Source organism: Pseudomonas sp. GW822-FHT03F08, from assembly GCF_058801265.1.
The window spans coordinates 35422-57983 of record NZ_JBXANC010000008.1 but is presented as its reverse complement, the minus strand read 5'-3'; the positions used below and the strand labels follow the sequence as shown (position 1 = coordinate 57983).

Sequence of the window (22562 nt, the reverse complement as noted above, 5' to 3'; positions counted from 1 at the left end):
GGAAAAGCCGCGATGCTACTGAATAGCCACTACTGCGTCCATCCCGTCAAAACCTGCCTGTCCAGCGTTGATCAATCATCATCCCGGTCACGGTGGTAGCGACGCCCGTCGCGGCGATCGTAATCGCGGTCGTCCCAACGCCGATCATGATCGTAGTAACGGCCATGATCACGATCGTAATGGCGGCCATGTCGGTAGTCATCATCAAAGTCCGCCACACAGCCGCCCAGCAATACGGCAGCGGAAACAGTCAGCAGCAGCGTTGTTGCACGCATCATTCAGAATTTCCCTAAAACCAAGGTCTTGACGACGGAAACGGTCAACGCAGCCCACACCGAAATGGCGAGGTGCGCGCAGCCGCAGATACGACCGGGGAAACGAACGATGATTCACAGGGCGACAGCGACCGTTCATCGCCCCACCTGCAAGACTGACGCGAGCGCTGCTAACCCACCAGCGCAATCAACTGCTGGCGCTGCGCATCGGTCAACATCGGCCCGAACCCGGCGCCGGCGTTGTCGGCCATGTAGCGCGGATTGCCGGTGCCGGGAATCACACAGGTGACCGCCGTGTTCGACAGCAAAAACTTCAGCGCCAGTTGCGGCCAGCTGTTGACCTGCACATCCGACACCCAGCCCGGCAGCGGTTTGCCCTTTAGCCGTGCCAGCAGCTCGCCGCCGCCAAACGGGCGATTGCAGATCACCGCCACTCCACGCTCGCGGCACAACGGCAGGATGCGTTTCTCCACGCCCCGGTCATCAAGGGCGTAGTTGATCTGCAGGAAGTCGAGCTGTTCGGCCTTCAGTACCGCTTCCACTTCCTCGTACGCCGAGGGCGTGTAATGGGTGATGCCGATGTAACGGATGCGGCCCTGCTCTTTCCATTCACGCAGGGTCGGCAGATGCGTCTGCCAGTCCAGCAGGTTGTGGATCTGCATCAGGTCGATGCGCTCGGTGCGCAGCAGACGGAAGGAATTTTCCATCTGCGCGATGCCCTCCTCGCGCCCGCGCGTCCACACCTTGGTCGCCAGAAAGGCCGGTGAACGGGGTACGTGGATCGACAACAGCTCGCCGGTGGTTTCTTCGGCGCGGCCATACATCGGTGAGCTGTCGATCAGCGTGCCACCCTTTCTGAACAACTCGTCGAGCACTGCCGCCAAGGGCCGGTAGGCCGGATCGCCGGGCGCGACATCGAAACCGCGATACGTACCCAGCCCGACCAGGGGCAGCCGCTCGGAGCTGGAAGGAATGGCGCGGGTCTGCATGGTCTGGCCTCCTGAGGCGCTCGGCGACGTGGCAGCGGCCAACGCCCGGTCAAACGTGAAAACCGCCGAAACCCCGGCAGCCAGCGTGAGCAGGCGGCGGCGGGAACAACCCTCAGTGTGGCTCATGCTCGCGTCTCTGCTTGATGGATCTGTTGCGCCTTGTGTTCGGCGGCGGTCACTCGGGAAGGCTCAACTACACTGCGACTGAGCACCTTCACGCCCCGTTAAAGTTAGCCGAATGTCCAGAACCCTGATGTCGCTCGTCGCCTTGATCGTTGCCGTGTACCTGATCCTGTGCGCGGCGCTGTTCGTTTTTCAGCGCTCGCTGATCTATTTCCCGCAGCCCGGCTCCATGGATACGGCGGAATCGCGAATGACGCTGGCGATGCCCGACGCCGATATTCGCGTCAGTGTTCGTGAGCATTCCGGGGCGAAAGCGCTGATCTATTTCGGCGGCAATGCCGAGGACGTGTCGCGCAATCTGCCGGCGTTTGCCGAGGCGTTTCCCGACTACGCGGTGTATCTGCTGCACTATCGGGGGTTTGGCGGCAGCGGCGGCTCCCCGTCCGAAGCGGCGATCGCCGAAGATGCGCTGGCGCTGTTCGATCAGGTGTATGCCCGGCATCCACAGATTGCACTGGTTGGACGCAGCCTCGGCTCCGGTGTCGCGGTGCGGCTGGCCAGCCAGCGGCCGGTGGCCCAGCTGATTCTGGTCACGCCTTACAACAGCCTCGTTGAACTCGCCGTCCAGCATTACCCGTGGGTGCCGGTGAAGTGGTTGCTCAAGGATCGTTACGAGTCCGGCAAATATGCGGCGCACATCAGCGTGCCGACGCTGCTGCTGGCGGCCAGCGATGACGAGGTGGTTTCACGGGCCAGCACCGAACGCCTGCTGCACAGTTTCCCCGACGGGGTGGCGATGCTCAAAGTGGTGAAGGACTCGGCGCACAACTCGATATCTGAACGGCCGCAATACCTGCAATGGATGAAGGATGTGTTGAACCGGTGAGTGACACCTGCGCACTTCGTCGGCGACCAGCGAAAGCCTGAGGCGCCTCCTGAACCAAGTGCAAAAAGGCCAGTCCTACTCGCGCCGCTTTCGCGGCTAACTCCCTATCAGCGCTATCTTTTTTCAGAGCCTTGCGTCCCATGCGCCACGCCGTCCGTTCGTCTCGCTTCGTTTCGCTGTGCCTGCTGATCCTTTCTCCCCTGCTCGCCCCCTCTGTCCACGCTGGCGCAGAGCGGCAACTGGCAGCCGCCATCAATGACCTCCGTGCCCATCCGCAACGCTGCGACCGACGTCCGGCACAACGCCTGGCGCCACTGGCGCTGAAGCAGAACATTGCGTTGCCCATCGGCTATGGCTACGGCGGCGGGATGCGCGAGCAACTGAAGGCCTCCGGTTATGCAGCGGTCGCGGTGCGCAGCATCCGGATCGTCGGGGCCGAGGATGCCGAAGAGGCGTTTGATCAATTGCAGAATGAACATTGCGGCGCATTGCTGGATGCGCAGTACGCCGACATCGGCATCAGCCGCGCCCGCAGTGAATGGCAAGTGGTACTGGCGCGTCCGGTGATCGACAGCCGCATGGGCGATAACCGCAGCGTCGGCAAAGCCTTGCTGGCCGAGGTCAACGCCGCCCGTGCCCGACCACGAATGTGCGGTCGCCAGCGCTTTGCCGCCGCCCGCCCCTTGAGCTGGAACCCGGCCCTCGGCGCCGCCGCCCAGGGTCACAGCAAGGCCATGGCCTACGGCAACTACTTCGCTCACCAGGACCCGGACGGCGACATGCCAGCCGACCGCGCCCGGTCTGCCGGCTACCGTGGCCGGCAGATCGGCGAAAACATCGCTGCCGGGCAGAGTTCTCCGAGCAAGGCCATGGCCGGCTGGCTGGCCAGCCCCGGACATTGCGCCAACCTGATGAACCCGATGTTCACCCAGGTCGGCGCCGGTTTTGCCAGTGAGGCCCGCAGCGATAACGGTGTGTACTGGACGATGCTGTTCGGGGCGCCTTGAGCGCCTCACTTCGGCCGACGCACGGCCCGCACCTTGCTGCTGTTGCCGCCACCACAGTAGAAGCGATCCCCGCCATCGGCCTCCAGTCCGGAGACGCCGATCCCGGCGGGCAACGTCAGGCTTTCCAGAACCTCGCCGCTGCCTGGATCGATCCGCCGGATCTCGCTCTCATCACCTTCCCAGGTGCCATGCCACAGCGCACCGTCGACCCAGGTCACGCCGGTGACAAAGCGGTTTGATTCGAGGGTGCGGAGGATTTTCCCGGTTTCCGGATCGATCTGATGAATCTTGCGATCGCGATACTGCCCCACCCACAACGTGCCCTCGGCCCAGGCCATGCCCGAATCGCCGCCGTCGCCGGGGGCCGGAATGGTGTGGAGCACACGCCCGGTGGCCGGGTCGATCTTGTGGATTCGGCGGTCGGCAATCTGAAACAGGTGCTTGCCGTCGAACGCGGTCCCGCCATCGGCACCGACCTTGATCGTGCGCACGGTTTCGCCGCTGGCCGGGTCCAGCGCATTGAGCTGGCCGTCACTGGCGAACCAGACTTGCCGACCGTCGAAGGTCACGCCGTGGACACCGTCGATGCCGTCGAACGGGCCGTATTCACGAAGGATTTCTGCGTTTGCGTGTTTCATGCTGGCTTCCTCGTTGAGTGGGTGAGTCCAGCCTAGCCATTGCCCAACGACACCGGGAGTAACAAGATCGTCGCGAAACCTGGCACGGGCGGGGTCAGCCATCGCCGCGCACGGCCGACACCGAACGCCTGGACCTTGTCTTGCGCCGCCAACGTTTCCAGTGCCCGTTGTATCTGACGCTGGCTGCTGCCCAACGCAAGCGCCAGCGCCGAACTCGACCACGCCTCGCCGTCGGCGAGCAGGGCCAGCAGTGCGGCGTGTTTGTCTTCGAGCGGTAACGTCAGCAGCGCCACGTCTTGCGCAACCAGCGCATAGCCACGGGAAGTCGCCGTGATTCCGGCCAGCGGTTGCAGTGCTGCACGCAACCGGCCGATCTCGACCCGCAAACGGGCGCGGTGGGATTCATCATCGAGTTTCAATCGAAAGGCTTTGGCGACCAGTGTCTCTCGGGGCACATCCCCGGGCCAGGCTTCAGCGAGCAGCCGAACGAGGTGAAACAGCACCGGCCGCGTGGCCAGCGCCACCGTCATTCCTGCACCGCGAACGTTATAGCGACAGGCATCGACCACCAGCGTCGGCGAGGCAAACAACGCTTCAATCTGCGCCAATGTCACCGCTTGCACCTGACCCGCAACGATCAATCGGGCAGCGGGCGCTTCGAGGATTTGCCGAGCGTGCTCGATCTCCGCCGACAATGCCGGAATGGCAGCCGACTGAGCCGCCCGTTGCGCACGTTCCAACGCCATTTGCGCCTTGTGCGCCTGCACCCGGCGCAACGCGATCCCGGCAGTCATCAGTTCATGAACGGCGCGCAGGGCTGGCGGCAACGGTGCTGGATCGAGTTCAGCGAGCAGCACATCTGCGTCGTCCAACTGCCCGATCAGCAGCAACCGACGAATCTGCAGATAGCGCGCGTGCGCCGCATTGAGCCAGTCGCCGTGATCGTGCAAGGCCCGCCGTGCCGCCTCCAGCGCCTTCACCGGCCAGCCCAGATCCCGCGCCGCCAGTGCCACTTCGGCCTCGGCCACCACGCAGCGTGCCCGAGACAACGGCTCATTGGCGCCGAATGCTTTCACCGCCCGCTGCAGCAATGCCTTGGCCCGCGCCAAATCGCCGAGCTGGGCCATGGCGATCCCGCGCAGGGCCAGGGCCGGAGGGTCTTCGCGCAGCGCCACAAAATTCAGCGCGGCCAACGGATCACCCGCCGCCAGTGCGCGACCGGCAGCGTTGATCAGCGAGTCCATGGGGAGTCCGGCATGTCACGGTTTCCGGTATCAGATCGTGGGTGGAGTCTAATACCGAATGCGGTTTTGTCTGGGTGATCGTGTGACTGCGTGCTCAATCGAGGATGGCGGCGTTCTTGAGCAACGCCTGCAAACCGACGGGCACCAGCGGTGATTGCTCAGTGAAACTTGAGTTGTCCTGCCAACTGGCGGTAAACGGGGCGCCGTCGCTTTCGTGACCGACGATCTGCAATTGCTCGTAGACCTGCGCGTCTTCGAAACGGGCGTCATACACCTGAACCATCTCATGCCCCGGTTTGCCGTTGTAGACGAAGAGGCTTTCAAGTGTGCCGAGCAGGCGCAGGTCTTTCATTGAAAGGCCCAACTCTTCCTGCACTTCGCGCACGATGGCCTCGCGACTGGTTTCGCCAAATTCGATGCCACCGCCGATGGGACGGTAGAAGGTTTGGTCTGCGACCGGGTCGTGGAAGCGGTTAACCAGAATTTTGCCATTGTGCTGAAAGACACACAGTGCAAGTGCGCGGATACGCGGTTCGGCCATGGGGTGAAGTCCGTTTGCTGGATGAAAAGCCCGGCATTAGATCACACGCAACAGAGGCGCTGCTTCAGGTAATCTGCGGTGGTTTGAAAGGGAATACAGCCAATCACGGAGTCGATTATTTGAAACGTCTAGCCTGCTATCTGCTTCTACCCCTGCTCTCGGCCTGTAGCTCGGGCCCTTACCTGAATCCGCAATCGACTGTCGGTCAGAACGCGTTGCTGATCAGAACGTGCCCCGGCCCTCACCAGGCAATGAGCTACACGACCAAGTCAGAAGAGCTCGATTGGGTGCATCTGTTGGTCTATGCAGCGCTGCCGGGGACGCCGACCAGGCCTGATTATCATCACAGCACCGATACCGAAGTGCGCCTGTACGCGTATCTTTATACGCCCCCGTACATGCGTAACCTGAATACACCGGAACAGTGGAAAACCGCCTACAGCACGCCCGAACCGACCCTGTGGATCAGCGCGGCTTCGCCGATGGCCACCGTGCAACTGGCCAATGGCAAGTCGTACCAGGTCAGCATCGAACGCTTGAAAACCGGTTTCGACGCGCGTGAAAAAGAGCTGGATCTATATTCCCCCGGAACACCCCTGGGCAGCGGCGAAATGGACGATTTCATCCTGACGCTGCCGGAGCTCTTCCTGAACGGAGAGAAAATCCCGACAGCGCCGATCCATTTCAAAAAGCATGAAGAACGTTACATGCCGGTACTCAACTGCTGATCGTCAGACCGGAGAAATCGTGGCCAGAACGCCGATCATGATGGTCAACACGAGAAAGCCGCCGAGGAAAAACGCCATCTTAGCCATGAAGGCCTCCTGAATACTGAATGTCCGGCGCACCGGGCGCTTCGGAATGAAGCTCGTCGCGTGTGGCCGAACGGCAAGGGTATTTTGGGCCTATGGCTGAGATGGTTACAGATGCAGATTCAACAGGAAAAAGCGGATCAGATGGATTTGGCCCACTCATGTGTCGTCATTCAGCTCGGTACAGAAGGTTTCCATTACGCCGCTTTGATCTAGAGTCATGGGCGCCGCGCAAAGAACAACAAAAATACAGGAGTGAAACCATGTCCGAGCTGAACCTGCACCCCAACGCCGCCGAATCCCTGAACCGCTGGCACGAGATGATCCGTACCGGCAACTTGAAAGCCCTGCCCGACCTGCTCGACCCCAAAGCCGTATTCCGTTCGCCGATGGCCCACACACCCTACCCCGGCGCGCCGGTGGTCGCGATGATCCTCAACACCGTGTTCGAGGTGTTTGAAGACTTCAAATATCACCGTGAACTGGCGACGGCTGATGGTTTGAATGTGGTGCTGGAGTTCAGTGCCAAGGTTGGGTCGAAAGAGCTCAAGGGTATCGACATGATCCGCTTCGATGAACAGGGGAAGATTGTCGAGTTCGAGGTGATGGTGCGGCCGTTGAGTGGGTTGCAGGCGTTGGGTGAGGAAATGGGGCGGCGGTTGGGGGCCTATCTGGCCGCTGCCAAGGCCTGAAACCCGGACACAAAAAAGCCCACTGACCGTCGCCGGTTCAGTGGGCTTTGTGTGTCAGGTGTCTGAATTACAGAGCCATGTCACGTGCAGCGTTTTCTTTCGGAGCTTTAGCCTTGTCAGCCGCTTCTGCCGCCGGAGCTGCGGCCTGGCCAATCACCGGTGGGGTTGGCAGTTGCAGGATCTTGGCGGTGTAAGCCCACTCTTCAGCCACTTTGGCTGGATCGTTGTTCAGCTGGGTGCCGTAGCTTGGAACGATCTGGTGCAGCTTGGCTTGCCACTCAGGGGTAGCGACTTTGTCTTTGAAGACTTTCTGCAGCACGCTCAGCATGATCGGTGCAGCGGTCGATGCGCCTGGCGATGCGCCCAGCAGACCGGCGATGGAGCCGTCTTTCGAAGCAACGATTTCGGTGCCCAGTTTCAGCACGCCGCCAGCGGCTTCATCACGCTTGATGATTTGCACGCGCTGGCCGGCTTGCCACAGGCGCCAGTCTTCGGCTTTGGCGTTCGGGAAGTATTCCTTCAGCGCGTTCAGACGGTCTTCATCCGACAGCATCAGTTGACCGGCCAGGTACTCGACCAGCGGGTATTCCTTGATGCCGACCTTGGTCATAGGCCAGATGTTGTGGGTGGTGGTGCTGGTCAGCAGGTCCAGGTACGAACCTTCCTTCAGGAACTTGGTGCTGAAGGTTGCGAACGGGCCAAACAGAATGACGCGCTTGCCGTCCAGGACACGGGTGTCCAGGTGCGGAACGGACATCGGAGGCGCGCCAACCGAAGCCTTACCGTAGGCCTTGGCCAGGTGCTGCTCGGCGATGGCCGGGTTATCGGTCACCAGGAACGAGCCGCCTACCGGGAAGCCAGCGTATTCCTTGGCTTCTTCGATACCGGACTTCTGCAGCAGGTGCAGAGCACCGCCGCCGGCGCCGATGAACACGAACTTGGCGTCGGTTTCAGTCTTGGTGCCGTCTTTCAGGTTCTTGTAGCTGACGCGCCAGGTGCCATCGGCGTTCTTGGTGATGTCCTGTACTTCGCTCGACAGCTTCATGCTGAAGTTAGGCTTGGTCTGCAGGTAACCGGCGAACTGGCGGGTGATTTCGCCGAAGTTCATGTCGGTACCCAGCGGGCTCCAGGTGGCCGCGATTTTCTGGTTCGGGTCACGCCCTTCCATCATCAGCGGAACCCACTTCTTGATCACAGCCGGGTCTTCGGAGTACTGCATGCCGGCGAACAGCGGGCTCGCTTGCAGGGCTTCGTAGCGCTTTTTCAGGAACTTGATGTTGTCATCGCCCCACACGAAGCTCATGTGCGGAGTGGTGTTGATGAACGAGCGAGGGTCCTTCAGGACGCCCTGCTGAACCTGCCAGGCCCAGAACTGACGCGAGACCTGGAACGCTTCGTTGATCTCGACGGCTTTCGGGATCGACACTTTGCCGTTCTCGTCTTCCGGGGTGTAGTTCAGTTCGGCCAGTGCGGAGTGACCAGTACCGGCGTTGTTCCAGCCGTTGGAGCTCTCCAGGGCAACGCCGTCGAGGCGCTCGACCATTTCCATCGACCAGGTCGGTTCCAGCTCATTGATCCACACACCCAGGGTGGTGCTCATGATGCCGCCGCCGATCAGCAGAACGTCGACTTTCTTTGCTTCTTCGGCATTGGCAGACGACATCCCCATCGCCAAAGCCAGCCCCAGCAAGGCTGTGTTCACTTTTTTAAACATCTGTTGCACCTATGATAAAACGCCTTCCGCCCGCCGCTGTTGTACGTATGAGTTCCCCTTGTTCGCGACACTCAGGCCAGCGTCGCGGGTTCCGGCACACTTCAATTTTGACGGGTGGGCACACAAGGCCGACAGGCTGCGTCGACCTCAGTTATATGTCCCTTCTGAACTGACTTCTTATCATTATTGGCTTCAGCTACTTGAGCGACAGGGGTTCGGTCGGCCCGCCGAAAAGCGCGCCAGACTGAATTAGGTCAAACCAAGTGGGGCGAAGAATATCACGTCAGGACAAACCCGCGCGTCTGTTCCCGACTCGATAGTCTTTATCTGTTCAAGGACTTATCGGCCGCCAGCGGCCGAACATGACCCCCATCAGCAGCTCTGGCTTGAGCCTTTCAGCCGTTTGACCGCCCCTTCCAATCCAGAATCCTGACGCTCCCTTGTTACAAATAGGGTTCCCGGCACCGCTCGACTGAGTTCTCCAAAACCTTCACAACCGAAACCGATCCACCGACTGCGCCAGCCTACCCGCCAGGCTCGACAACTCATCTGTCGTATTCGCCGTCTCGCCGATCACTTTGCTATTGCCTTCCGACATGCCCGCGATCATCTCAACCTGATGGGCAATTTCGTTGCTGGCCTGGCTCTGTTCGCCGATGGTGCGGGTGATGTCGTTGACCAGTTGCGTGGTGTTCAGGGTAGCTTCGAGGATTTCGCGGATAGCGCGTTCGACGTCGGCGGTGACCGCCATGCCCTTGTCGACCTGAGCCACACCTGCTTCCATGCTGCTGACCGCCTCGCGGGTGCTGTTCTGGATCCGCGCGACCATTGCGGCGATTTCCTGGGTTGAAGCGCTGGTGCGGGCGGCCAGGCTGCGCACTTCATCGGCGACCACTGCAAACCCCCTGCCCTGTTCGCCCGCCCGGGCTGCTTCGATGGCCGCGTTGAGCGCCAGCAGGTTGGTCTGGTCGGCGATGCTCTTGATCACCTGAATGATGTTGAAGATGCCTTCGGACTCCTGATCCAGCGTGCGGATCACCTGCGCCGATTGCTGGGCGGAACGGGCGATGTCGTCCATGTCGCTGACCACTTGATGGATTACCTGCCCGCCGTTTTTCGCCAGTGACTCGGCCTGGCTGGCCATGTTCAGCGCCCGTTCTGCGTGGCGGGTGATTTCCTCGATGCTGGCGGTCATCTGGCTCGCAGCAGCGGCCATGGTGCCGGCGGCGGTACTTTGCTGCTGGCTGCTGTCGGCCACCTGATGGCAGCCGTGGCTCAGTTGCTCGCTCATGCCGCTGACGCCGTGGGCATTGCGGCGTACCACGTCGATCATGTCGCGCAGATCCCGCTGCATGGTCGCCAGCGTGCGGATCAGCACGCTGGCCTCGTCCTTGCCCGCAGGCTCGGCGATCGGCTCGCTGAGGTTGCCATGGGCAATGCTTTCAGCAATGCGGCTGGCGGCTTTCAATGGCCCGGTGATGCTCAGGATCACCCAGCGCCCCTGCACCAACAGCAGCAACAGGCTGGCAATCAACACGACACCAAGGGCGATATTGGCGTTGCGGATCGCCGCTTCGGTGCCCTGGCTGGTCTGCCGGGTATTGGTTTCGATCAGCTCGCTCAAGGACGCCATCTGCTCTTCGAGCTGGCTGAACGCGGCGCTGAACGTGCCGAGTTCGTGTTGCGCCGTGTCCGGATTGTCCAGCGCCAGCCCGACAATCCGCTCGCCGGCGTTGATGTAAGTGTCGAGACTTGGCCGGATCTGCTCCAGCGCGGCCCGGATCGTGGCGTCGAGCGGCAGTTTCAGGTTCTCGCCCAGTACCTCACGAAAATGCGCGGCGTGTTCTTCGACGGAACTGCGCACCTCGTCCGCCGTGCTGGTGCTTTTGCCCAGCCCTACGAGCATCGCCGAATAGACGTCGGCGCGCAGGGCGTCGTGCATCATGTCGGCTTCCATGTGGTTGCGCAGCGCGCTCATGCTGACCGCGTTGTCACTGACCGCCGAAGCCATCCGCTGGTTGCCGACGTAACTGACCAGGCTCACGATCAGCGCCGTCAGCAGACTGGTCGCAATCAGCAACACCAAACGCAGTTTGATCGACACGGTAATTTTCTCCCTGGTCGCGCCGCACAGCGCTTTCAAAGCTTCAGTTAAGCCTATTTCCGCGAACCCGCCGGGTTAGAGCGTCTCAACGTGTGTCGTCACATCCGGTAAAAAAGAACACTGTGCGGCAGTTCTCGGTTTGCAGCCCCGACAACTTGTTCCGGCCCATGGAACTCCCGAGCCACGCGGCACCTCTCACATTATGTGGAACTTCCTTTTCGCTTTACGCTGCTGGAGGAACACCGTCATGCGTCGTTTATTACTCGTTTCGTCTCTTGTGCTGTGCCTGCCCTTTGGATCGGCCTTCGCCCGTGTGGATGCGGGAGATGTCGCCACATCGGCGGGTGTTTCAGCGTCGCTGTACTCCACCTTCAAGGATCACAAAATGGTGATTCCGGCCCGTGACGACCTGTCCGCCTTCGTCGCCAGCGGCGGTGCCATTCGTGGCGTGTATCTGGAGTCGGTGCTGCAACAGGTTCGCCAGGACAACCCCGGCCTGAATGCCAGCGATGAAGAGCTGGCCAACGCCATCCTGGTTCATTACGAAGGCCTGTCACAGTAAGCCGTACGCTCGACGTCGCCAGCTCTGCACTCTGCCGATGGACGGCAGCCGGGCGACCATGGGCAAAACCGTCGAACGGCCTCTATGATGGAGGCCATGACGATTTCCGCCCCGATCCGCTCCCCCTGCCCTCCCGGTGTCTGCGACTGCGGGCGCGATCCGCTGCTGGAAAATCCTGGCGCAGATATACGCATCCTGTTGCTGACCCGGCAGGAGGAAAAACGCCTGCTCGATCGGCTGGAAAACCTGCAAAGCCTGGCCGATCTCGAACGCCTGCAAGGCAGGATGTTCGAGCAGTTGGGTATTCGCGTGGAAATCGCCCCCGGTGACAACGTGGTCAAGACCATGCTCGGGATCGATATCAGGATCGACGAGCTGCCGGGCCTCTGCCGCAAGACAAAACAATCGATTCCGGCTGCCATCCGCCGTGGTCTGAAAAAACATCCGGAAGTCGCCTACCAATTGCTCAACGCCCACGACTTGCTGCGCGACACCTGATCATTTTTTCATGCCGACCCGCCTGCGCATCTCGGCCGTGATGCTTTGCCGGGTTTTCTTCATGTCCGCCCAAGGCTCATCGCCGACATCCGCCAGTCGTTCGTGGACGTTATGAATATTCCACTGATTGCCGCCCTTGATCGTCTTCACTTCATCGATAAACAGCGGCACCGACACCGGCAACCCTTCGCGGGTGCGCACCGCGTAGGCGCAAATGGTGGTGGCACCGAGACCGTTGCGCAGGTAATCGATAAAGATCCGCCCCACCCGGTTCTTCGGCCCGGACACCGCTGAAAACCGTTCCGGCAACAGCTTGGCCATGTGGCTGACGATGGCATGGCTGAAATCCTTGACCTCGTCCCAGCCGTGCTTGCGGATCAGCGGCACCACCAGATGAATGCCTTTGCCACCGCTGGTCTTGAGGAATGCCCGCAAACCCAGTTCATCCAGCACGGTCAGGGTCAGGGCGGTGGCTTCGACCATGCTTTTCCAGGGCAGCGCGGGGTCCGGGTCGAGGTCGAGAACAAAGCGGTCGGGCTTCTCCAGGTCCACCGTGGTGGCGTTCCAGGTGTGCAGTTCGACGGTGCTCATCTGCACCGCGCCGACCAGCGCTTCGGCATTGTTGATCAACATGACCGGTTGCCCGGTGACGTCCTTGTCCAGCGTGCGGATGCCCGGGATCGCAAGGTGTTCGGCGTTTTTCTGGAAGAACAGTTCACCGGCAATGCCATCCGGCGCCCGCACCAGTGCCACGGGGCGATCCTTGAGTTGCGGCAGGATCCACTCGGCGACGCTGGCGTAATACTCGGCGAGTTGCATCTTGGTGGTGCCGCTGCTGGCGTCGATCACCCGGTCGGGGTGAGTGATGCGCACCTTGCCGCTGGCCAGGCCGGGTCCTGATTCAGACTGTTTCACCGTTTTGGCCCTCTCTTGAGTGATGTCCCGGGCCGATTTGTCCTCACGCACGCCATGAAACACCGCATGGCGCACCGAACCGTCCTGAGTCATCTCGGCAAACGCGACTTCCGCCAACAGGCTCGGTTTCAGCCAGTGCACACCTTGGGCCTCGAAGCCACTCGGCGGGTTGACCACGGCCGGTTTCTTCGCCCGCAATGCCTTCAACTGCGCAAGCAGGCTTTTCAACGTGGCCTCATTGAAACCGGTGCCGACCTTGCCGGCATAACGCAATTCACCGCTGTCACGATCATGCAGACCCAGCAACAACGCACCAAACGCACTGCGCGAACCCTTCGGATCGGTGTAGCCGACAATCACGAATTCCTGACGATGCTTGCACTTGAGCTTGATCCAGTCGCTGCTGCGCCGTGACACGTAGGGTGAGCCGAGACGCTTGCCGATCAGGCCTTCCATCTGCATCTGGCAGGCGCTGTTGAGCAACGCTTCCGGGGTTTCGTCGAAGGCTTCGGAGAAGCGCAATAGTGGATCCTTGTGCGCCTTCAACACCGTAGCCAGCGCCGCGCGCCGCTCTTCGACCGGTACTTCGCGAAGATCGACGCCGTTGAGGTAAGGCAGGTCGAACAGGTAATAAATGATGTTCGCGCTGCGGTTGGATTCGAACGCATTCTGCAGCGCCTGAAAATCCGGAACACCCGCCTCGTCGGCGACGACCATTTCACCGTCAAGCCAGGCCGATTCCAGCCCCAGCGCGGCGAGTGCCCGGGCCTGCTCCGGCAGTTTGTGCGTCCAGTCATGACCGTTACGGGTGAACAACTGCACGTCGTCATGATCGATGCGCGCCATGATCCGGTAGCCGTCGAACTTGATTTCGTAGCTCCAGTCTCCCGCCGGCGCACTGTCCACCAACGTGGCCAGTTGCGGTTTCAACTGCGCGGGAATCCGGGCCTTGTGTGCGCCAACAAGTTTTCCCGAGGCCGGCTTGCGCGCTGGCTTTTTGAGCGGTTTGACTTGTCTGGCGTCGAGCCTGGGTTTGTCGACCAAGGTACGCTCGCTGAGCACGCTGTCCGGCTCGGCGACCAGCACGTCGTAATCGCTTTGCGGCCGGGCGGCGCTGTCCTGATGTTTGATCAGAAACCATTGCTCCTGCTTGCCCGGCATGTGGGTGCGCACCAGATTCCACACCCCGCCAAGCTTCTCGCCTTGCAGCTCGAATTTGAGCTTGCCCTCGGCATAGGCCTTCTGCGGGTCTTCCAGCGGGATCCACACGCCGCGATCCCAAACGATTACGTCCCCGGCGCCGTAATGGCCCTCGGGAATATTGCCTTCGAAGGTCGCGTAATCCAGCGGATGGTCTTCGACATGCACCGCCAGCCGCTTGACCGTGGGGTCCAGCGACGGGCCTTTGGGCACCGCCCAGCTTTTGAGCGCACCGTCGAGTTCCAGGCGAAAGTCATAATGCAGGTGCGACGCGTCGTGCTTCTGGATGCAGAACTGCAACGCATGATCAGCATCAGCCTTCTTGCCCCGCCGCTTGACCGCCGCCGGTTCAGAGGTTGCCGAGAAGTCGCGCATGCGGTTGTAGTCGTCGAGGTTCCTGTTCATGGCGGCTCCGGCTGCAATCGGGTCCTGTTATGCAGAAGAGCGACGCTGGCGGAGAAAAATTCAATCGGCATAAAAAAGCCCCGGACGGATGGAAACGCCCGGGGCTTGGGTGATGACGTGTTTCAGGCTGTGCCTTTAGCCTGCTGCTCCAGATGCACCTGCAATTCGGGATCGATCTGCAATGCCGCCGCCAGCTCATCCAGGTAATTGCGCTCGGCGTCCTGCTGGTCGTCCACCAGCATCACGCTGGCGATATACATTTCGGCGGCCACCGCCGGATCGTTGTTGGCGGCTTGCGCGACTTCGCTGGCATCCAGCGGTTTGGCGACTTCAGCGTCGAGCCATTGCTGCAGGTTCGGATCGTCGGTGTGGCGGCCGATTTCGCTGCTGATCAGGTGTTTTTCCGAATCGTCGATCCGGCCGTCTGCCTTGGCCGCCGCGATCAGTGCGCGCAGCACGGCGTGACTGTGTTCCTCGACTTGCGGGCCGGCCAACAGGTCTGCGGTTTGTGGCGTTTGTTGCGGCGCCGCCGATGCCTGACTGCGCTGCCAGGCCTGATACGCCTGGAACGCCATCATGCCCAGCGAAGCCAGTGCCGCGTAGTTGGTGCCGCCGGAACGACTCTGCGTACCGCCGCCAAGCGCCCCGCCACCCAAGGCTCCGCCACCGAGCAATCCGCCGAGCAGCCCACCCAGGCCGCCCAATCCGCCGGCAGGCGAACCACCGCCGCTGTTACCGCCGCCGCCCAGCAGGCCACCCAGCAAACCGCCGAGCCCGCCCAGGCCATCGCCGGCCGAAGCGCCACTTTGTTGTCCCGCCGAGGCCTGGCCTCGCAGCAGTTGTTCGAGCAGATCACTGGTGTTCATGACATCGTCCTCAGGCAAAGGCGTAACAGCGTCAGGCAACGATAGACCTCCGCACGCGTTGCGCCAGCACCGTTTGGCTGACGCTGCTGAGGGGAAGCGATTTCGGCGTCGAAAAAATTTCCCGGCCAGCTAAGATTCATGAAGGGTGAACCTTATCCCGGCCCGACCGGTCGATAGCTGCAAACCCGACCCGGTTGGCCGCCACCCTTGTCAATCAAGCGTGATACCCGGCTCGCTTCACTTTCTGGAGAACGCCCCTGTGATATCGACCGTCCACATCGCCAGGCTCAAGGCCTGGGGCGCCCATGGTTTCACCGCGACTGGCGTGGTCACTGCCTTTCTGGCCACCCTCGCCCTGCTGGAAAACCAGCCGACCCACTGCCTGATGTGGCTGGGTGTGGCGCTGATCGTCGACGGCCTCGACGGCGCGCTGGCGCGCAAGGTCAACGTGCAGTCGGTGCTGCCGAGTTTCGACGGATCGATCCTCGATCTGGTGATCGATTACCTGACTTATGTGTTCATTCCGGCGCTGTTCATCTATCGCTACATTCCGCTGCCCGACTACACGCTGCTGCTGACGGTGTCGCTGATTCTGGTGTCGTCGCTGTTCTGCTTCTGCAACGTCAACATGAAGAGCAAGGACAACTACTTCGTCGGCTTCCCCGCCGCGTGGAACGTGGTTGCGCTGTGCCTGTACATCATCGGCCCGGGGCCGTGGATCACCTTCCTGACCGTGATCGGCCTGGCCTTGCTGACCATCACCCGGATGAAATTCCTGCACCCGTTCCGCGTACGCCGCTTCATGCCGATCAATATCGCGGTGACGGCGATCTGGTTGCTGTGCAGTCTGTCGCTGGTGATCAACCACCCGGTGATCAATCCACTGGTGATGGGCCTGTGGTTGCTGGCGTCGGCGTACTTTCTCGGCATCTGCATCTGGCGCACGGCGCTGGAGTGGTTTGATGCTTCGCACCTGAAATAGAAATCCCGTGGGAGCGAGCAGGCTCGCTCCCACACGGGTTTGCGCTCAGCGTTTGGTAATCACCACCTCCAGATACTCACTGGGCACCACCATCGATTCCGGTCCTGCCCGGTTCAGCCCGTCGATCAATTGCGTCAGATCGCCTTCCAGCGCCTGCCCGCTCTCCGGCGGCAACGCCGCGAACGCCTTGTGTACCGGCCCGTACCAGTGGCGGAAGATGTCGATGAAGTGCGCCGCCGAGCGATAGCGGAAGTTGAAGTGACGACGAGTCACCTGCACCTGGAACTGGCGATCATCGAACTGCGAATGCAACCAGGCTTCCGCGCCCCAGTTCGACGGGGGCTGGGCACCGGGTGGCGGTGGCAGATGACGGCCGAGGGTCTTGAACATCTGGCCGACGAAGCCTTCCGGCGTCCAGTTGGCCAGACCGATCCGCCCGCCACGGCGACAGACGCGCGCCAACTCCTTCGCAGCCTTGGTCTGATCCGGTGCGAACATCACACCGAAAGTCGACAGCACCGCATCGAAACTGGAATCGGCGAACGGCAGCGCTTCGGCGTCGGCCACCTGAAAGGTCACGTCCAGGTGTTCGGCTCGCGCCCGGTCCTGGCCGCGTTCCAGCAGCGCCGCGACATAGTCGGTGGACGTCACCAGACAACCACGGCGTGCCGCCGCCAGCGTGGCATTGCCATTGCCGGCGGCGACGTCCAGCACTTCTTCGTCGCAACGCAGGTCGCAGGCTTCGGCAAGGGTTTCGCCGACGATCTGCAGGGTGGTGCCGATCACGGCGTAGTCGCCGCTGGCCCAGGCGACTTTCTGGCGTTCCTTCAGGGCAGTGAGATCAACGGGGGTACTCATGAACAGGTGCTCCACGACAGGTTGGATCAGGCGTCACTCGGCGGTCGTCGGGTCGATGATGGTCGTCACCCGGGACACGCTGTTGGCCGGGAATCCCCCTTGCCGGGCGTGTTCGCGCACCAGCTCTTCGTTGGGTGCGATGTACACGCAGTAAATCTTGTCGGCAGTGACGTAACTCTGCAGCCACTGCACCTCCGGCCCGAGTTCACGCAGCACGTTGCAGGACGTTTTCGACACTGCTTTGAGTTCTTGCTCCGACAGCTTTCCGGCCCCTGGAATCTCGCGTTCAATCACGAATTTCGGCATGGCAACCTCGCTTTTCTTATGTGTGACAGGGTTCACATCACCCTGCTCCACCACTATCGCGCCGAGGCCGCCCGGCGTCCCCTCCAATCGTCTAAAGAGCCCGTAAACCGGGCTTTCGCCGATGAATGGCGGGATTTTGTAAAGGTCCCGAAACACTGCCGGGGGTTGCCAATGCGCGAGCGGATCGGCTCTCATGCGCTCCCGACCCGAGAACGGAATCCGACCATGTCCTTGCGCCTCGAATGGCTCGCCGACCACATGCAGCACAGCGACACTTACGCCGAGTGGATCCACCGCCAGTTTCACTACGAATATGCCCATCAACCATTGGCCGAATGGCAGCGGGAATTTGCCGAAGGGCAAACCAATGGTGATTGGCGCTGCCTGATCGCACTGGACGGCGAGCGCTTGCTCGGTGGCGCGGCACTGGCTCGTGCAGATCTTGCGCAACGACCGGATCTGGAGCCTTGGCTGGCCTGTGTGCTGGTCAGTCCCGAATCTCGTGGTCAGGGGCTGGCAGAAAAGTTGATCGAAGGAATTGCCGAGGAAGCCAAGAAGCGAGGCCTACCGCGTTTCTACCTGCATACGCAAAACAAACAGGACTACTACGCAAAACGCGGCTGGACAGTGCTGGAGCGCTTTCAGGCCTGGGACAACGAACAATGGCTCATGGTGCGCGACCTGTGAGCCATTGATGTTCGCGGTTCAGGCCGCAGGTGCCTTGGCCTCTTTCAGCAGCTGTTGAATCATCTGCTCCTGCGCTTCATAACGCCCCTCGCCAAAGTGGGTGTAACGCACCTGGCCCTTGGCGTCGATCAGGTAGTGCGCCGGCCAGTACTGATTGTCGAAGTTGCGCCAGATCGCGTAGTTGTTGTCGATGGCCACCGGGTAGGTGATGCCGAGTTTCTTCACCTGATCCTTGACGTTGTCGATGATCCGCTCGTAACCGTATTCCGGGGTGTGCACGCCAATCACCACAAGGCCGTCCTTGCCATACTTTTTCTCCCAGTCCTTCACGTATGGCAGCGTGTGCTGGCAGTTGATGCAGTCGTAGGTCCAGAAGTCCACCAGCACCACTTTGCCACGCAGGGATTCGGCGCTCAGTTCCGGAGAGTTCAGCCATTGCACTGCGCCGGTCAGAGACGGCATCGCGCCTTTGCCCTGCTCCTCCGCCGTCGAGTCCGCCCGCACTTTGCTGATGAAGTAGTCGACCACTTTCGGCGCGTTTTCCAAGACGTTTTTCTCGACGCTGGCGACGCCTTCGGACGAGGTGCCGGCCAGCAGGGTTTTATCCGCGCCGGTGGAAATCACGGCAGCGGCCGCCAACACCGCAACACCCGCCCCGCGCCGGAACCAGCCGGTGAACGGGATCGACGGTTTCAACCGGTTGACCAGGCCGCGACCGGCGAAGATCAGCGTCCCCAGCGACAACGCACTGCCCGCACCGTAGGCCAGCAGCAACAGGCTGGTCTGCGCATTGGCACCTTGCAGCATGGCGCCGGTGAGGATCACGCCGAGGATCGGGCCGGCACACGGCGCCCACAGCAGGCCCGTGGCGACGCCGATCATGATCGAGCCCAAGGGGCCAGCCTTCTGGCGGGTATCCGGATCGAGACGATTACCCAGCAGTACAAATGGCCGTGCCAACCAGTCACCAATGCGCGCGGAAATCAGCGACAGCGCGAACAGCACCATCACCACCAACGCGATGTGACGACCGGTGTTGTTGGCCTGAATCACCCACTCGCTGCTGACCACCGCCAGGCTGGAAATCGCCGCGAAGGTCAGGGCCATGCCGCCGAGGGTCAGCAGGATCGAGGAACGGCTGCGGTCAACGCCCGCAAACAGGAACGGCACCACCGGCAGGATGCAGGGGCTGAGGACAGTCAACAGACCGCCCAGGAAAGCGATAAGGAACATGAGGTTCACCTCTTGAAGGATGGGCGGTCTGCCGATAAAACAGGTGTCTACCAATGACCGACAGACACGCTCGGGGGCTTAAGCGGTCTGGCTGTCCAGCCATTGGCTCTGCGGGGTTCGGCTGGCGCCGTTTTCGGCCACCGTCTGGCCTTGCGGGGTATGACTGGAGCCGTCCGCTGCAACCATCTGTCCTTGCGGCGTGTGGCTGGCGCCGTCGGCGGCGATCAAGGCATCGCTGCCCTGCTTGGCCAACGGGCTCAGTTGAAAGCAGGTGCTGCCGGCGCAGCTATTCTGTTCGACGGCACTGTTGGCGTGCGCCGCAACACCAGCAAACGAGAAGGCAATGGCGGTCAAGAAACGCGATACGTTGTTCATGGCGGTCTTCCTTTAACTGGGGGCGGATCAGTTCTGGTTGTCGCAGCCGTCGGCAAATTTGCTGTAGTCGAGAACGCGGGTCTGACCGGCCGAATCGAGGTAAGTCATGCGGGCGTCGACGATGCCGCAGGTCATCGATTTGTCCTCTTTCATCGAGATCACTTTCTGGATGTCCAGATGCGTGCCGTAGGTGTAGGTTTGCGGAGCGGCAACCGCTTCGGCGCGGGCCGACAGGGTGCAGATGTTCAGGGCCGCAAACAGGCAGGCGGCGATAACGGATTTGTTGTTCATGGCGATTTCCTCAAGGCTTCAATGGGTAGGTCGTTGATTGAGCCGAGGCGCTGTGGTGTGCCTCGATGGAGCTCATTTAAGGCTCGCGAGGTATCCCGTCTGTGTCGGGAAATGGCGGGTATAAATCGCTACGTATCTCTGCCGCCGAGGGATACACAGCGATACAAAACCCTGAAAAGATCGTGATTTTGCGTCCCCGTGTATCCGTCGTTGCGCCGGATACACTGCAATACAAAGGCAGGCAGGCGAGCCCGCGCGGGCTCTATAGACTGCGAGGCATTCCCCCACTTGATAGAGGTTTGGCTCCATGGATCATGTCGATCACATTCTCATCGTCGACGACGACCGCGAGATTCGCGAACTGGTTGGCAATTACCTGAAGAAGAATGGCCTGCGCACCACCGTGGTCGCCGATGGCCGGCAGATGCGCAGTTTCCTGGAAGCCAACACCGTCGACCTGATCGTGCTCGACATCATGATGCCGGGCGATGACGGCCTGCTGCTGTGCCGCGAATTGCGCGCCGGCAAACACAAGGCCACGCCGGTCCTGATGCTCACCGCCCGCAATGACGAAACCGACCGCATCATCGGCCTGGAAATGGGCGCCGACGATTACCTGACCAAGCCTTTCGCCGCCCGTGAACTGCTGGCGCGGATCAACGCGGTACTGCGCCGTACACGGATGCTGCCGCCCAACCTGGTGGTTACCGAAAGCGGCCGCTTGCTGGCGTTCGGTCGCTGGCAGCTCGACACCTCGGCCCGGCATCTGCTGGACACCGACGGCACCATGGTCGCCCTGAGCGGTGCGGAATATCGCTTGCTGCGGGTGTTCCTCGATCATCCGCAACGGGTGTTGAGCCGCGATCAGTTGCTCAACCTGACCCAGGGCCGCGACGCCGATCTGTTCGACCGCTCCATCGATCTGCTGGTCAGCCGTTTGCGCCAGCGCCTGCTGGACGATGCCCGCGAACCGGCCTACATCAAGACCGTGCGCAGTGAAGGTTATGTGTTCTCGCTACCGGTCGAAATCCTCGGAGCCCCCGCATGACGTTTGCCCTGCACTGGCCGCGTACCCTGGCCTCACGGTTGTCGCTGATTTTCCTGATCGGTTTGCTGTTGGCGCAGGCGCTGTCGTTCGGTGCGCAGTATTACGAGCGCTATGAAAGCGCGAAGAACACCATGCTCGGCAACCTGGAAACCGACGTCTCGACCTCGATCGCGATCCTCGACCGCCTGCCCGCCGACGAACGCCCGATGTGGCTCGAACGCCTGGCCCGGAACAACTACGGTTACCTGCTGAGCGAAGGCGAACCGGGCACGCCGATCGGCCCGGGCGACGTGCCGATTGCCGTCACCTCGATCACCGATGCCATCGGCGAAGCCTACCCGCTGACCTTCACCGACATTCCCGGGCCGAAAAAGCACTTTCAGGGCCACCTGCGCTTGAGCGACGGCAGCCCGGTGACCATCGATGTGCGACCTTCGATGGTGCCGCTGTCGCCGTGGTTACCCGTGGTGCTGCTCGGACAACTGGCGCTGATGATCGCCTGCACCTGGCTGGCAGTTCGCATCGCCATTCGCCCGCTCACCCGCCTGGCCAACGCGGTGGAAACCCTCGACCCCAACGCCCACCCGATCAATCTCGACGAAAAAGGCCCGAACGAAGTGGCCTACGCCGCCCGTGCGTTCAACACCATGCAGGCGCGCATCGCCGCGTACCTGAAGGAACGCATGCAATTGCTGGCGGCGATTTCCCACGACCTGCAAACCCCGATCACCCGGATGAAACTGCGCGCGGAGTTCATGGACGATTCGGCGGAAAAGGACAAACTGTGGAACGACCTTGGCGAGATGGAGCATCTGGTGCGTGAAGGCGTGGCCTATGCGCGCAGCATCCACGGCTCGACCGAAGAAAGTCGGCGCACCAATCTGGATTCATTCCTCGACAGCCTGGTGTTCGACTATCAGGACATGGGCAAAGAAGTGCAATTGAGCGGCAAGAGCGATGCCGTCATCGACACCCGCCCCCACGCCCTGCGCCGCGTGCTGGTCAACCTGACCGACAACGCACTGAAATTCGCCGGCGCTGCCGAACTGCACGTCGAGCGCAAACACACCGAACTGTCGATCAAAGTCATGGATCGCGGGCCGGGCATCGCCGAAGACGAACTGGCCCAGGTGATGGAGCCGTTCTACCGCGTGGAAAATTCGCGCAACCGCAGCACTGGCGGCACGGGGCTGGGCCTGGCCATCGCACAACAATTGGCGATGGCACTCGGTGGGTCGCTGAATTTGAGCAACCGTGACGGTGGCGGGTTGTGTGCGGAGCTGAAGTTACCGCTTCAGGCCTGAAACAAAC

24 protein-coding genes and 1 pseudogene are annotated in these 22562 nt (G+C 61.4%); 10 read left to right on the top strand and 15 right to left on the bottom strand.

Going from position 1 to position 22562, the window contains the following annotated elements; all coding sequences use genetic code 11:
* Positions 1-71 precede the first annotated feature (71 nt).
* Entirely contained in the window at positions 72-278 is a 207-nt protein-coding gene (locus AC1RME_RS20570; RefSeq protein WP_096822865.1) for a hypothetical protein, read from the bottom strand.
* Between the two features lie 167 nt (positions 279-445).
* Complete coding sequence (locus AC1RME_RS20565; RefSeq protein WP_493091675.1) at positions 446-1390, bottom strand: aldo/keto reductase; 945 nt, start codon at positions 1388-1390, stop codon at positions 446-448.
* A gap of 112 nt (positions 1391-1502) precedes the next feature.
* Here AC1RME_RS20565 and AC1RME_RS20560 point away from each other — a divergent pair, with 112 nt between their 5' ends.
* Together AC1RME_RS20560 and AC1RME_RS20555 are read left to right on the top strand one after the other, a co-directional pair.
* A complete protein-coding gene (locus tag AC1RME_RS20560; RefSeq protein WP_493091674.1) occupies positions 1503-2273 on the top strand; it encodes an alpha/beta hydrolase in 771 nt (256 codons plus the stop codon).
* A gap of 140 nt (positions 2274-2413) precedes the next feature.
* The gene (locus tag AC1RME_RS20555) at positions 2414-3280 is read left to right on the top strand and encodes a CAP domain-containing protein (RefSeq protein ID WP_493091673.1); all 867 of its coding nucleotides are present in this window, start codon (positions 2414-2416) and stop codon (positions 3278-3280) included.
* 5 nt (positions 3281-3285) lie between these two features.
* On the opposite strand, the gene AC1RME_RS20550 is transcribed toward AC1RME_RS20555, so the two are convergent.
* From AC1RME_RS20550 to AC1RME_RS20540, 3 genes are all read right to left on the bottom strand, one after another.
* Complete coding sequence (locus tag AC1RME_RS20550; RefSeq protein ID WP_493091672.1) at positions 3286-3918, bottom strand: Vgb family protein; 633 nt, start codon at positions 3916-3918, stop codon at positions 3286-3288.
* A 32-nt stretch (positions 3919-3950) separates the two neighbouring features.
* The gene (locus AC1RME_RS20545; protein WP_493091671.1) at positions 3951-5162 is read right to left on the bottom strand and encodes a helix-turn-helix domain-containing protein; all 1212 of its coding nucleotides are present in this window, start codon (positions 5160-5162) and stop codon (positions 3951-3953) included.
* A gap of 94 nt (positions 5163-5256) precedes the next feature.
* Complete coding sequence (locus tag AC1RME_RS20540) at positions 5257-5703, bottom strand: NUDIX hydrolase (RefSeq protein ID WP_096822871.1); 447 nt, start codon at positions 5701-5703, stop codon at positions 5257-5259.
* 14 nt (positions 5704-5717) lie between these two features.
* Between AC1RME_RS20540 and AC1RME_RS20535 the strand changes: the two genes are divergently transcribed.
* Both AC1RME_RS20535 and AC1RME_RS20530 read left to right on the top strand, forming a co-directional pair.
* Positions 5718-6431: a hypothetical protein gene (locus AC1RME_RS20535; RefSeq protein WP_493091670.1), complete on the top strand. Its 714-nt coding sequence runs from the start codon at positions 5718-5720 to the stop codon at positions 6429-6431.
* Positions 6432-6778: 347 nt separating this feature from the next.
* A complete protein-coding gene (locus AC1RME_RS20530) occupies positions 6779-7207 on the top strand; it encodes a nuclear transport factor 2 family protein (RefSeq protein ID WP_192560412.1) in 429 nt (142 codons plus the stop codon).
* Positions 7208-7274: 67 nt separating this feature from the next.
* Here the strand turns inward: AC1RME_RS20530 and mqo are convergent, their stop codons facing one another.
* The 3 genes and pseudogenes from mqo to AC1RME_RS20515 all read right to left on the bottom strand — a co-directional run.
* Positions 7275-8921: a malate dehydrogenase (quinone) gene (mqo, locus tag AC1RME_RS20525; RefSeq protein ID WP_096822874.1), complete on the bottom strand. Its 1647-nt coding sequence runs from the start codon at positions 8919-8921 to the stop codon at positions 7275-7277.
* A 490-nt stretch (positions 8922-9411) separates the two neighbouring features.
* Positions 9412-10137, bottom strand: coding sequence for a methyl-accepting chemotaxis protein (locus tag AC1RME_RS20520; RefSeq protein ID WP_371858303.1), 726 nt, complete (start codon positions 10135-10137; stop codon positions 9412-9414).
* Positions 10138-10266: 129 nt separating this feature from the next.
* Positions 10267-11025, bottom strand: a pseudogene (locus AC1RME_RS20515) (MCP four helix bundle domain-containing protein); the annotation flags it as partial.
* Positions 11026-11272: 247 nt separating this feature from the next.
* On the opposite strand from AC1RME_RS20515, the gene AC1RME_RS20510 reads away from it, so the two are divergent.
* Positions 11273-11587: a DUF2388 domain-containing protein gene (locus tag AC1RME_RS20510; protein WP_096822876.1), complete on the top strand. Its 315-nt coding sequence runs from the start codon at positions 11273-11275 to the stop codon at positions 11585-11587.
* A gap of 96 nt (positions 11588-11683) precedes the next feature.
* A complete protein-coding gene (locus AC1RME_RS20505) occupies positions 11684-12085 on the top strand; it encodes a hypothetical protein (RefSeq protein WP_085733146.1) in 402 nt (133 codons plus the stop codon).
* Here AC1RME_RS20505 and ligD read toward each other — a convergent pair whose 3' ends face one another.
* Both ligD and AC1RME_RS20495 read right to left on the bottom strand, forming a co-directional pair.
* Positions 12086-14605, bottom strand: a complete 2520-nt coding sequence (gene ligD, locus AC1RME_RS20500) for a DNA ligase D (protein ID WP_096822877.1) — start codon at positions 14603-14605, stop codon at positions 12086-12088.
* A 122-nt stretch (positions 14606-14727) separates the two neighbouring features.
* Positions 14728-15471 (bottom strand): tellurite resistance TerB family protein, encoded by a 744-nt coding sequence (locus AC1RME_RS20495; RefSeq protein WP_096822878.1) that lies wholly within the window; start codon positions 15469-15471, stop codon positions 14728-14730.
* A gap of 259 nt (positions 15472-15730) precedes the next feature.
* Here AC1RME_RS20495 and pcsA point away from each other — a divergent pair, with 259 nt between their 5' ends.
* The gene (pcsA, locus tag AC1RME_RS20490) at positions 15731-16453 is read left to right on the top strand and encodes a phosphatidylcholine synthase (RefSeq protein WP_096822879.1); all 723 of its coding nucleotides are present in this window, start codon (positions 15731-15733) and stop codon (positions 16451-16453) included.
* Positions 16454-16498: 45 nt separating this feature from the next.
* On the opposite strand, the gene AC1RME_RS20485 is transcribed toward pcsA, so the two are convergent.
* Both AC1RME_RS20485 and AC1RME_RS20480 read right to left on the bottom strand, forming a co-directional pair.
* On the bottom strand, positions 16499-17311 hold the full coding sequence (locus AC1RME_RS20485) for a class I SAM-dependent methyltransferase (RefSeq protein WP_096822880.1): 813 nt from the start codon (positions 17309-17311) through the stop codon (positions 16499-16501).
* 33 nt (positions 17312-17344) lie between these two features.
* Positions 17345-17617, bottom strand: coding sequence for a DUF4242 domain-containing protein (locus AC1RME_RS20480; RefSeq protein ID WP_096822881.1), 273 nt, complete (start codon positions 17615-17617; stop codon positions 17345-17347).
* Between the two features lie 225 nt (positions 17618-17842).
* Here AC1RME_RS20480 and AC1RME_RS20475 point away from each other — a divergent pair, with 225 nt between their 5' ends.
* On the top strand, positions 17843-18304 hold the full coding sequence (locus AC1RME_RS20475; protein WP_096822882.1) for a GNAT family N-acetyltransferase: 462 nt from the start codon (positions 17843-17845) through the stop codon (positions 18302-18304).
* A gap of 18 nt (positions 18305-18322) precedes the next feature.
* Here AC1RME_RS20475 and AC1RME_RS20470 read toward each other — a convergent pair whose 3' ends face one another.
* From AC1RME_RS20470 to AC1RME_RS20460, 3 genes are all read right to left on the bottom strand, one after another.
* A complete protein-coding gene (locus AC1RME_RS20470) occupies positions 18323-19537 on the bottom strand; it encodes a cytochrome c biogenesis protein DipZ (protein ID WP_096822883.1) in 1215 nt (404 codons plus the stop codon).
* A 78-nt stretch (positions 19538-19615) separates the two neighbouring features.
* A complete protein-coding gene (locus AC1RME_RS20465; protein WP_096822884.1) occupies positions 19616-19912 on the bottom strand; it encodes a hypothetical protein in 297 nt (98 codons plus the stop codon).
* 27 nt (positions 19913-19939) lie between these two features.
* Positions 19940-20203 carry a DUF2790 domain-containing protein gene (locus tag AC1RME_RS20460; protein WP_096822885.1) on the bottom strand — a complete coding sequence of 88 codons (264 nt, stop codon included), beginning with the start codon at positions 20201-20203 and terminating at the stop codon, positions 19940-19942.
* 307 nt (positions 20204-20510) lie between these two features.
* Here AC1RME_RS20460 and AC1RME_RS20455 point away from each other — a divergent pair, with 307 nt between their 5' ends.
* Both AC1RME_RS20455 and AC1RME_RS20450 read left to right on the top strand, forming a co-directional pair.
* Entirely contained in the window at positions 20511-21251 is a 741-nt protein-coding gene (locus AC1RME_RS20455; RefSeq protein WP_085708690.1) for a response regulator, read from the top strand.
* Positions 21248-22555 (top strand): sensor histidine kinase, encoded by a 1308-nt coding sequence (locus AC1RME_RS20450; RefSeq protein WP_096822886.1) that lies wholly within the window; start codon positions 21248-21250, stop codon positions 22553-22555. Before AC1RME_RS20455 ends, AC1RME_RS20450 begins: the two co-directional genes overlap by 4 nt.
* Positions 22556-22562 lie beyond the last annotated feature (7 nt).